Source organism: Candidatus Edwardsbacteria bacterium, assembly GCA_018821925.1.
Lineage (GTDB): Bacteria > Edwardsbacteria > AC1 > AC1 > EtOH8 > UBA2226.
Map to the genome: position 1 here is coordinate 1 of JAHJLF010000020.1, position 10,462 is coordinate 10,462.

The 10,462-nt window shown below is 50.4% G+C and carries 9 protein-coding genes; all 9 read left to right on the top strand.

The genetic code is table 11. From position 1 onward, the window contains the following. Window positions 1–1,034, top strand: a 1,034-nt coding sequence (locus KJ869_02155) for a restriction endonuclease (GenBank protein MBU1575994.1), incomplete at its 5' end; no start/stop codon positions are given. Between the two features lie 3 nt (window positions 1,035–1,037). Continuing rightward, on the top strand, window positions 1,038–2,822 hold the full coding sequence (locus KJ869_02160) for a site-specific DNA-methyltransferase (GenBank protein MBU1575995.1): 1,785 nt from the start codon (window positions 1,038–1,040) through the stop codon (window positions 2,820–2,822). Window positions 2,823–2,884: 62 nt separating this feature from the next. Next, window positions 2,885–3,634 carry a CDP-diacylglycerol--serine O-phosphatidyltransferase gene (gene pssA / locus KJ869_02165; protein ID MBU1575996.1) on the top strand — a complete coding sequence of 250 codons (750 nt, stop codon included), beginning with the start codon at window positions 2,885–2,887 and terminating at the stop codon, window positions 3,632–3,634. Beyond that, window positions 3,621–3,872, top strand: a complete 252-nt coding sequence (purS, locus tag KJ869_02170) for a phosphoribosylformylglycinamidine synthase subunit PurS (GenBank protein ID MBU1575997.1) — start codon at window positions 3,621–3,623, stop codon at window positions 3,870–3,872. The genes pssA and purS overlap by 14 nt, the downstream gene beginning before the upstream one ends. Then, window positions 3,869–4,564 carry a phosphoribosylformylglycinamidine synthase subunit PurQ gene (gene purQ / locus KJ869_02175; GenBank protein MBU1575998.1) on the top strand — a complete coding sequence of 232 codons (696 nt, stop codon included), beginning with the start codon at window positions 3,869–3,871 and terminating at the stop codon, window positions 4,562–4,564. Before purS ends, purQ begins: the two co-directional genes overlap by 4 nt. Window position 4,565: 1 nt before the next feature. Next, a complete protein-coding gene (locus KJ869_02180) occupies window positions 4,566–5,351 on the top strand; it encodes an HD-GYP domain-containing protein (GenBank protein ID MBU1575999.1) in 786 nt (261 codons plus the stop codon). Between the two features lies 1 nt (window position 5,352). Beyond that, complete coding sequence (gene purL, locus KJ869_02185) at window positions 5,353–7,599, top strand: phosphoribosylformylglycinamidine synthase subunit PurL (GenBank protein MBU1576000.1); 2,247 nt, start codon at window positions 5,353–5,355, stop codon at window positions 7,597–7,599. Between the two features lie 73 nt (window positions 7,600–7,672). Continuing rightward, complete coding sequence (locus KJ869_02190; GenBank protein ID MBU1576001.1) at window positions 7,673–8,572, top strand: mechanosensitive ion channel family protein; 900 nt, start codon at window positions 7,673–7,675, stop codon at window positions 8,570–8,572. A 13-nt stretch (window positions 8,573–8,585) separates the two neighbouring features. After that, a complete protein-coding gene (locus KJ869_02195; GenBank protein MBU1576002.1) occupies window positions 8,586–10,400 on the top strand; it encodes a mechanosensitive ion channel family protein in 1,815 nt (604 codons plus the stop codon). Window positions 10,401–10,462: the final 62 nt, after the last annotated feature.

The following is a 10,462-nucleotide window of genomic DNA, read 5'->3' on the forward strand; positions in this document are numbered from 1 at the left end:
TACATAGAAAACGTAAAGAAATGTCAAGAAAAATTGAAGATTTAGAAGCAAATGCGTTAAAATTTTGGCCAGAGAGAATTTCTGAAATGGAACGCAATACCAGTATTATACCTAAACTAATCGAAACACAGGACAAGTTTATAAGTTTACTTAATATTGCTGATGCTGAACCGTTCGCTTGGAAAAAAGTTTTATCTAACTCAAAGAAACTTTCGGCAAACCTCTTTCTAAAGCACTTGATGGTGCTTTCAGACATTGGCGGTGAAAAACTGATGCGTTTTAAAACCGAACTTCCAAAAGTGTTTGACAACGATACGATGGAATTTGTTTGGAATGCAGAAAGTTACTTTTACAAATTTCAAACTCTTTCAGGTAATAAAACTTGGAACAATGTTTACCTGAAAGTTGATGGCATTGGGCTTTCAACACTTGAACCATTAACAACAGTAATTGAGGACATTGTAAACCTCATTTTATTTGGGGGCGCGGCCATTGCTAACAATATTCCAAATGATATTGAAGAAAAATGTAATATCGGTACTTTAATCGGGCAAAAAAAAGAATTAGATACTTTTGTTAGACAACGATACATTTGGGTTAGTCGAATTACAGGCGGTGCTACCGCTAATTCATTAGGCAATCTTGCTCAAAAATATGTTGTCGACTTCTTACAGGAACGGCTCCCACGGTGGGATTTCAGCAAAAAACAAATTGACAAGATCAGTCAAAACAAACGAACACTTCTTTCGTACGACATTGTTGCAAAATCACCGAAAGGACATATTTGTGCAATTGAAGCAAGTTTCCAGGTTACAACCAATAGCACCATAGAGCGCAAAGCAGGCCAGGCCCAGGCACGGCAAAAACAACTTGCCAGATACGGTCATAAAATTGCTTACATCATTGACGGAGCAGGAAACTTTGAAAGAAGCTCGGCACTAAAAACTATTTGCCAATTCAGCGACTGTATTGTTACTTTCAAAGATAGTGAACTTGAAAGGCTTTCAAAATTCTTAATTAGTTTAGATAAATAAGCTATGCACCAAAGCGAAAAATCCATACCACTGAAAACAAATATTATAAAAGGTAGTTTATCGGAAGTAATACCTTCATCTAATAATGTTGAGTTTATTGTTCTACCCTATTATAGATCTCTTGAAGCAATACCACAAAAAGGTAGGCTTTATTCAGATTTGAATTCATTTCTTAGTTTAACGGACGGAGACGCAATTATTGCAATACTGACGTCACCCGTTTTTGCAACTGACTTTTGTTCGCAGTTAAATCACAACATACATTTAAAACTTTGGCTTACTGTTAAACTGGAAAACCCGAGAACACGTAAAAACTACTTAACAGAACAACACGCCGCATTACTCATCTTAACACGTTATAAGGAAAGCTTAAAGCATACCAAAACAAGAATTGGCTACACATATTGTCCTTGTTGTGACAAGACAACAAAAGATTACGGGGGTAAAAAACACTTATATCATGAATTTGGGACATTGATGTCCGATGTTTGGCATGACATTACGGTTGACTTCGAACAATACCCAAAAGAAGTTGAAATCCGTTTAGCAGATTTATTTGGATTGCCAAAATACAAACGTCTAAACATTTATGACCAAAGAGTATATTATAAGCCGACAAATAAAAAACATACATATCGTAAGTTCTCACAAACCGAAAATGATTATGCGCACAATTCAATTCTTTTAAATGGAGATTGCATTGAACAACTCAAAAAAATACCTGACAATAGTATAGATTTTTGTTTTGCAGACCCGCCGTACAACTTGAAAAAAAAATATGAAGGTTGGGACGATGGAATCGATGTTCAGAAATATTTTGAATGGTGCGACCAGTGGCTAAACGAATTAGCAAGAGTTTTAAAGCCCGGGAGAACTCTTGCCGTATTAAATATACCGCAATGGTGTATTAGGCATTTCAAACATCTATATACAATATTAGATTATCAGGATTGGATAGTATGGGAAGGTTTATCAATGCCCGTAAGAATGATTATGCCTGCGCATTATTCAATTCTTTGTTTTAGTAAGGGTAAGCCCAGGGTTTTGCCAGCACTTGAAAGAAAAATTAATTCGTTTTTAGAATATAAAGCAAGTTATGCCATAAAAGAAAATTATTGCATACGTCCTAACTGCACGACTAAGCGCAGGCATTTAAAAATTAAGGATAGCGAATTTGTTGCAAATATTTGGTATGATATCCATCGCTTAAAGCACAACAGTCGCAGGGTTGATCATCCTTGCCAACTACCACCAATGTTTATGTACCGCTTAATTTCTCTATACACAAACGAGGGGGAATCAATTTTAGATCCATTCAACGGTGCAGGGACAACTACATTAGCAGCACAACAGCTAAAGAGAAAATATGTTGGTATAGAACTGTCGGAGTATTATCATAATATCACAACACAACGACATATTGAACTTACCAAAGGTCTCGACCCATTTAGAAAAGTAAACGACGACAAGCCAAAAGTTAAAAACAGCCCTGTTGAACGACTTAAAAAACAGAAGTATACAGTAAGCAAGAAAGTTTTGCAGCTTGAAATTAAAAACATTTCAAAGCAGCTTGGGCATATTCCGACAAAAGACGAGGTTAAACAACTAAGCAAATACCCGTTTGAATATTTCGAAAATTACTTCATCAGCTGGGGCGAAGTAACCGCAGCAGCAAGGACAACAGGTATGAATGAGAAAAGGGTAGATGGAAACGTAACATATCAGGCTATAAAATCACAACTTAGATTATTTGAAGAACAAAAGAAAAAATATAGAAAAACTAAGTAGGCAGAAAGAAATTATCATCATACCATCGATCCCAGCCAAATTTTTAATATTTAAAGTTTATCATGCCACCAAAACTAAAAACCCCATCATTCCTGCCCAGTGTCTTCACCAGCGGAAACCTGTTCTGCGGGGTGCTGGCGATACTGGAGGCCTTCAACGGCAACTATTACCGCGGCGCCTGGCTGATCATCCTGGCCGGCTTCTTCGATTCCATAGACGGGATGGTGGCCCGGCTGACCCACCATTACAGCCGCTTCGGGGCCGAGCTGGACTCGCTGTCCGATATGGTCTCCTTCGTGCTGGCCCCGATGATCCTGATCTACCCGCTGGCCCTGAAATCAATCGGGCTGTGGGGCAGCCTGACCGCCTTTGCCTTCGTGGTGGCCGGGGCCATCCGGCTGGCCCGGTTCAACGCCAACATCAAGAGCCTGACCGAAAAGGAGATCTTCCATGGATTGCCCACCCCGGCGGCCGGGGGGATGGTGGCCAGCTTCCTGCTTTTCAGCAACGCCGTGGCCTACGACCTGTCGCTGATCCGCTTCATCCCGCTGGTGATCATCCTGCTTTCCTTCCTGATGGTCAGCGACATCGGATACCCGCCCATACCCAAGATGGCCGCCCGTAGCCTCAAATCATATCTGATATACGCAGGATTTATGCTGGCCATTCTGGGCATCATCAAGAACCCCAACCTGTCGCTTTTCCCCATCCTGACCGGATACATCCTGTTCGGCCTGATGCGGCGAATCTATAAATCAAGCCACATGGAAAAATTGAAGAACAAAAGGAGACTAAAAATTGCTGACCGCTGAAATCCACGTCACTCTGAAAGAGCTGGTGCTGGATCCCCAGGGCACCACCCTCAAACGCTCCATGGAGACCATGGGCTACCAAGGCATCGAAGATGTCCGGATGGGCAAGTTCATCCAGGTCAGGTTCAACAGCGACGACCGGAAGGAAGTCGAGGAGAAGGTCAAGGAGATGTGCCAAAAGATCCTGTCCAATCCGGTCATCGAACAGTACAGCTATTCCCTGACGGAGGGCAAATGAAATTTGCGGTGATAACCTTTCCCGGCTCCAACTGCGATTACGACTGCTACCGGGCGGTGAAGGACCATCTTAAATGCCCGGTGGAGTATATCTGGCATCGGGAACACTCGCTGAATAACTGCGACTGCGTGATATTGCCCGGCGGTTTTTCCTACGGTGATTATCTCCGGACCGGAGCCATCGCCCGATTCTCGCCCATCATGCAGGAAGTGATGGACTTTGCCGAACAGGGCGGCCCGGTGATCGGCATCTGCAACGGCTTTCAGATCCTGCTGGAGAGCGGCCTGCTTCCGGGGGCCATGCTGGTCAACCGCAGCCTGCAGTTCATCTGCCAAACGGTCCACCTGAAGGTGGAGAACAACAAACTTCCGTTTACCAATAAATTGACCAAGGACCAACTGATCAGGGTCCCCATCGCCCACAAGGAGGGCAACTATTACGCCGATGAGAAGACCGTCCGGGAGCTGGAGGACGGTGGTCGGGTGGTCTTCCGCTACAGCGACGCCCAGGGCCGGGTTGACGACAGCGCCAATCCCAACGGCTCGGTGAACAATATCGCCGGGATCACCAACAAAAAGGGGAACGTTATGGGCATGATGCCCCACCCGGAGCGGGCCATGGAGCAGCTGCTGGGATCGTCCGACGGCGTCCTGATATTCGACTCCATCCAGAACTTCCTGGGAGCAAAATGACATGCTGAGCAAGCTGTACAAACAACCGGACGTCAACGCCATAACCAATCTGCTGACCAGGCTGGATCAGATACTGGCCGGCGATCCCGATAAGATGATCCGCCAGCTGCGCCGGCTGGCCAAGGTGGTGGACCGCCTGGTGCCCTACCATGACGGGCACATCATCCGGGTGACCTTCTACTCCCTGGCCATCGGAATGCGGATGGGCCTGCCCCAGGAGGACCTGCTGACCCTGGAGGTAGCGGCCCTGCTGCACGATTTCGGCAAGCTGGGGGTGGACGAATCCACCCTGGACAAGGAGGAGACCCTGAGCCGCGAGGAGCTGACCGAGATCCATCACCATGCCGAACGGGGCTACCATATCATCTCCGGCTTCTCCAAGCTGTGCGCGGTGGCCGATATCATCCGGGACCACCACGAGAAGTACGACGGCAGCGGATATCCCAATAAAAAGACCGGCCTCGATATCAGCCGGCTGGCCCGGATCATCGCGGTGGCCGACGCTTACGACGCCATGACCGCCGACCGGCCCTACCGCAAGGGATTGCCCCGGGAGCAGGCCGAGGCCGAACTGCTGGCCTATTCCGGCACCCAGTTCGATCCCGAGGTGGTGGACTACTTCGTCAACCATGTCCAGGACAAGAAGCCGGACATCAAGATATCCCTGTTACGTAAAACTTTCAAGATATCCCGGCGGAAACCCCGGAACGGACCCAAGGCCCAATCAAAGAAAGCCGCTGCCAACGGAGGCTCTCCCAAACTGCAACCCTCAAACGCGAAAAAATAAAATGACAAAAAATCAGGAACCCATCGTAGATATAAAACAGGCCCAGAGTTTCGGGCTCAACCAGGAGGAGTTCGACAGCATCCAACGGATAATGGGGCGGATGCCTACCTATACCGAACTGGGCATCTTCTCGGTGCTGTGGTCGGAGCACTGCTCCTACAAGAACTCCAAACTGCTGTTGAAGCTGTTTCCCACCCGGGCGCCCCAGGTGTTGCAGGGGCCGGGCGAGAATGCCGGGATAGTGGACATTGGCGACGGACTGGGGATCGCTATGAAGGTGGAGAGCCACAACCACCCCTCGGCCATCGAGCCCTACCAGGGAGCAGCCACCGGCATCGGGGGAATTTTGCGTGACATTTTCACCATGGGGGCCAGGCCCATCGCCCTAATGGACCCGCTGTACTTCGGATCGCTGGACGACGCCCATGTGCGGCACCTGTTCTCCGGGGTGGTCTCCGGCATCGCCGATTACGGCAACTGCGTGGGTATTCCCACCGTGGGCGGCTCGGTGGTGTTCGATGAATCGTATACCACCAACCCGTTAGTCAACGTGATGTGCCTGGGCCTGGTGGAGAATAAGAAGATCATGCGGGGCTTCGCCTCCGGCCTGGGCAACCTGGTGATAGCAGTGGGCGCCACCACCGGCCGGGACGGCATCCATGGGGCCACCTTTGCCTCGGAGGAGCTGTCCGAAGCATCATCTGCCAAGCGGCCCTCTGTCCAGATAGGGGACCCCTTCACCAAGAAATTGCTGCTGGAGGCCACCTTGGAGCTGATCGAATCCGGCCTGGCGGTAGGCATCCAGGACATGGGTGCGGCCGGGCTGACCAGCTCATCCATCGAGATGGCCTCCCGGGCCGGTACCGGCCTGGAGATGGACATGTCTCAAGTGCCGCTCCGGGAGAAGGGGATGACCCCCTATGAGATCATGCTTTCGGAGTCACAGGAGAGAATGGTAGTGGTGGCACCAAAGGAAAATTACGGCCAGATCAAAGCGATATTTGATAAATGGGAACTCCATTGTTCGTCAATAGGGGTGGTCACAAATGACGGCCACGTCAGAATAAAATGGGGCGATGAGGTCTACGCCGATATCCCGGTAAAGGCTCTGGTTGATGAAGCTCCGGTATACGAAAGAGAAAGCAAGAAGCCAGGTTATATTGATAAGCTAAAGCAATTCATCCAAAATGATATAAAAGAACCAAAAGATCATGATAGATCATTAATTCAAGTACTATCGGCCCCCACCATTGCCAGCAAACGCTGGGTTTATCAGCAGTATGACCATCAGGTGCGGACCAACACCGCCGTTCTGCCGGGCTCGGATGCCGCAGTCCTACGGATCCGCGGCACCAATAAGGCAATTGGAATCACCACCGACTGCAATGGCCGTTACTGCTATCTGAATCCCTTTAACGGCGGGGCAATCGCGGTGGCCGAGGCCGCCCGTAACCTGGCCTGCTCAGGGGCCAGGCCGCTGGGCCTGACCGACTGCCTGAACTTCGGCAATCCCTACAAGCCCGAGGTCTTCTACCAGATGAAGCAGGCGGTGGAGGGGCTGGCCGAGGCCTGCAGGGTGCTGGAGGTTCCGGTGATATCCGGCAACGTCAGCCTGTATAATGAAAGTTTGACCCACGGCGTCTATCCCACGCCGTTAATAGGCATGGTGGGGCTGATCGAAGATCTGTCGCACATCACCACCCAGTGGTTCAAGCAGGCGGGAGACATCGTATTTTTGGCCGGAGATATAAAATCCCAACCGGATATCGGGGGCTCGGAGTATCTTAAAGCCGTGCACGGCCAGGTGAACGGCGATGCTCCGGCCATAGATCTGGCGGCAGAAAAGAAACTGCACGATTTTGTCCGGGATGCCATCAAGGCCGGACTGGTCCGCTCGGCCCACGACTGCTCCGAGGGAGGGCTGGCGGTGGCCTTGGCCGAATGCTGCTTTGCACCACCCCTTGATCCCCTCCTTATCAAGGAGGGGACGGGGTTGACTGCCGATCTGTCCGGCCTGCCGGGAAGGGGAGATTTCAAGCTGTTTGCCGAGACCCAGACCCGGGTCATTCTGTCAAGCAGGGTGGTTGATGTTGAGAGGTTGGGAGCGTTGGCCAAGAAGCAAGGCGTGGACATTATGAAGCTTGGCACGGTGGGCGGAGATAGGCTGGTGATACAGGATCTGATCGATATTCCGGTGGCCGAGGCCAGAAAGACCTGGGAAGAGGCCATACCAAATAAGATGAAATAACTGGAAGCGCCCGATCGAATGATCGGGCGCTATTTAACAGAATCAATAGAATAAATTTACCATTGGAAAGATCATGGAAGAGCTGATTAAAAAAATCCTTTATAACCCTGTTATGGGAAAGATCGCGGCGTTATTTATCGGAGTTGCCGTGCTGTGGCTAATCATCAACGCCGTCCAGAAAAACCTGTTTTCCAAAATAAAGGGAAATGACAGCCGTTATCGGGCCAAGAAATTCGGCAATTTCATCGGTTACTTCCTGACAATTATTTTGATCACCATTGTCTATAGCGACAAGCTGGGCGGGCTGACCGTGGCCTTCGGCGTGGCCGGGGCCGGCATCGCCTTTGCCCTGCAGGAGGTGATAGCGTCCTTTGCCGGCTGGCTGGCCATCCTGTTCGGTGGGTTCTATAAAACCGGCGACCGGGTTCAGCTGGGTGGGATCAAGGGCGACGTGATGGATATCGGTGTTTTGCGAACCACCATTATGGAAATAGGTCAATGGGTTGACGGTGATCTGTATAACGGAAGAATAGTGCTTATAGCCAACAGTTTTGTCTTCAAGGAACCGGTTTTCAACTATTCGGGCGATTTCCCGTTCTTGTGGGATGAAATAAAGATCCCGGTTCAATACGGCAGTAATTATGAAAAGGCCAAAGAAATATTCCTTAGTGCGGGCAAAGAGGTGGCAGATAGTTTGTCGGAGATAACCAAAGAAAAATGGAGCCTTTTGCAGCAAAAATATCGTTTGGAGAACGCCCAGACCGAGCCGATGGTGTTCGTCACGGCCAATGACAACTGGGTGGAGTTCTCCCTGCGTTATGTGGTGGATTACAAGAAAAGAAGGGTCACCAAGACCGAACTTTTCACCCGGGTCCTCCAGGAGGTGGAGGCCACCAAGGGCGCCGTCAAGTTTGCCTCGGCCACCTTCCAACTAGTGGAAGCCCCCGAATTAAAGGTCAAGTTAAACAAATAATTTCGGAGTGATCATGAAAAAGCTGCTTTTTATCTGGGCCTTGGCGCTGATCTACTCAGGTTCGTTACCGGCCCAAAACGTTAAGACAGGGAAAGACACCCTGTTGCCGGCCATGGATTCACTCAAGAATCAGTCCCTGCAACAGGCTGAATCGTTGCTGGTTCAGGAAAGCCAACAGCAGAAGATTGATTCCATCGTCAAAGCCGAGCTGCGTCAGGAACTGCAAAAGATCAACCTGAACGTACAAAAGCAGAAGGATCTGGAGGATCAGCTTAAACGCATCGAGGAAAGCGATTCCCTTAAAAAAGCGCAGCGCCTGAAGAGGATAGAGGACCTGAAGGGAAACAGCCCGGGCTTTCCGGTGGCTCCCTTCGGCGACACGCTTTTCAGCATCAATACCCGCATCGGTTCATTCAAACCGGCCGAAAGGGCCTCGGCCGTGTCCCGTAGGATCAAGGCGCTGGCCGACTCCGAACGTTTTAGCCCCGATTCACTTCTGGTAGTCCAGTCCGAAAGCAGCAGCGATATTGTTTACGGCGAGCTGGTGGTGATGGCGGTCACCGACCTGGATGCCCTGTGGTATTCCCGCAGCCGGGATGATCTGGCCGGCGAATATGCCGCCAAGATCAGAACAGCCGTGACGGCCCAGCAAAAGACCAACAGCATCCTGGGCTGGCTGATCAGGATCGGATTGGTGCTGGCCATACTGCTGGGTGCGGCAGGCATTTTCTACCTGGTCAACCTGGTGTTCAACCGGACCCGGGCCTACCTCCGGAGCAATAAGGAACGCTATTTCAAAGGGCTGTCGATCAAGAATATAAATATCCTGACGCCCGAGCAGAACTTGAAGATGGCCCTGGTTGCCAATAACCTGCTCCGCCTTCTGGTGCTGTTCTTCACCTTCTATCTGGCCCTGCCACTGTTGTTCGGCATTTTCCCGGAGACCAGGGCCTGGGCCGCCGTCCTGTGGCGTTTGGTGGCCAACCCGGCCGGCAGCATAGCTCTGGGCATCTGGAACTACCTGCCCAAGCTTTTTACCGTCATCGTAATTATATGGGTGGCCCGCTATGCCGTTAAATTGCTTAAATTTTTATCCCTGCAGATTGCCCGGGGCACCCTGGTGATCAAGGGTTTCTATCCGGAATGGGCCCAGCCGACCTTCGCCATCGTCCGGTTCCTGCTGTATGCCTTCGTTTTCGTCGTAATCTTTCCCTACCTGCCGGGATCGGACTCTCCGATATTCAAGGGAGTGTCCCTGTTCCTGGGGGTTCTGTTCTCGCTGGGCTCGTCCTCGGCCATAGCCAATGTGATCGCCGGGCTGGTGATCACCTACATGCGGCCCTTCAAGATAGGGGATCGGATCAAGCTGGGGGAGGTCACCGGCGACGTGATAGACAAGACCTTCCTGGTCACCAGGATCCGGACCATCAAGAACGAGGAGATCACCGTCCCAAATTCCACCGTCATGTCCAACTACACGGTAAATTATTCCACCTCCAGCCGGGACCTGGGCCTGATCCTCAACACCACCGTGACCATAGGCTACGATGCGCCCTGGCAGAAGGTTCACGAATTGCTGATCGCGGCGGCCAAAGAGACCGAGGGAATACTGAAAGACAAGGAGCCTTTCGTCCTGCAGATCAGCCTGGATGATTTCTTCGTCACCTACCAGTTGAACGCCTACACCGACCAGGCCCAGGCTATGGCGGCGATCTATTCCCGGCTTCACCAGAATATCCAGGACAAGTTCAGCCAGGCGGGAGTGGAGATCGTGTCGCCCCATTACCGGGCCATGCGGGACGGCAACAAGCCGGCCATGCCGCAGTGACCTCACATATGCCCCTCACCTGATAAATCAGGTGAGGGGCTTTGTAAACCTAAATGTTGTAA

Coding starts and splice junctions, on each gene's coding strand:
- KJ869_02160 (MBU1575995.1), top strand. CDS start 1,038: ATGCACCAAAGCGAAAAATCCATACCACTGAAAACAAATATTATAAAA.
- purL (MBU1576000.1), top strand. CDS start 5,353: ATGACAAAAAATCAGGAACCCATCGTAGATATAAAACAGGCCCAGAGT.
- KJ869_02190 (MBU1576001.1), top strand. CDS start 7,673: ATGGAAGAGCTGATTAAAAAAATCCTTTATAACCCTGTTATGGGAAAG.
- purQ (MBU1575998.1), top strand. CDS start 3,869: ATGAAATTTGCGGTGATAACCTTTCCCGGCTCCAACTGCGATTACGAC.
- pssA (MBU1575996.1), top strand. CDS start 2,885: ATGCCACCAAAACTAAAAACCCCATCATTCCTGCCCAGTGTCTTCACC.
- KJ869_02180 (MBU1575999.1), top strand. CDS start 4,566: ATGCTGAGCAAGCTGTACAAACAACCGGACGTCAACGCCATAACCAAT.
- KJ869_02195 (MBU1576002.1), top strand. CDS start 8,586: ATGAAAAAGCTGCTTTTTATCTGGGCCTTGGCGCTGATCTACTCAGGT.